This window comes from Brevundimonas sp., assembly GCF_018608325.1.
Taxonomy (GTDB): domain Bacteria; phylum Pseudomonadota; class Alphaproteobacteria; order Caulobacterales; family Caulobacteraceae; genus Brevundimonas.
Genome location: NZ_JABAZW010000039.1, coordinates 3,307 through 3,775 on the forward strand (window position 1 = coordinate 3,307; position 469 = coordinate 3,775).

The following is a 469-nucleotide window of genomic DNA, read 5'->3' on the forward strand; positions in this document are numbered from 1 at the left end:
GGGCCGAGGCGATGGTGGCGGCGCCAGCGCCCCAGCCGAATGTGCGCTTTGCCAGAGCGGTCGCGCCCGACCTGCATCTGGGTCGGCCGGGCGATGTCGCGCCTGACAGTCTGGAAGCGGTCGCGCGCGGGGTGCAGGGGTGCCGTCGCTGTCCGCTGCATCGCGATGCGACCCAAGGCGTGTGCGGCGAGGGGCCGAGGGCGGCGCGGCTGATGATCGTGGGCGAACAGCCGGGCGATCAGGAAGACCTGAGCGGGCGAGCTTTCGTCGGACCAGCGGGGCAGGTGCTGGACGCGGCGTTGCAAGAGGCCGGCATTGATCGGGCGGACGTCTATCTGACCAATGCGGTGAAGCATTTCAAACATGAGCCGCGCGGCAAGCGAAGACTGCACAAGACGCCGAACGCGGGTGAGGTTCAGGCCTGCCGCTGGTGGCTGGACGCCGAGCGGCGGCTGGTGCGGCCCCGGGT

1 protein-coding gene is annotated in these 469 nt (G+C 70.6%); it reads left to right on the forward strand.

All coding sequences use genetic code 11. The features are described 5' to 3' along the window. The coding region (locus QZ281_RS04330; protein WP_292225133.1) for a UdgX family uracil-DNA binding protein at positions 1-469 on the forward strand (469 nt) is incomplete at both ends.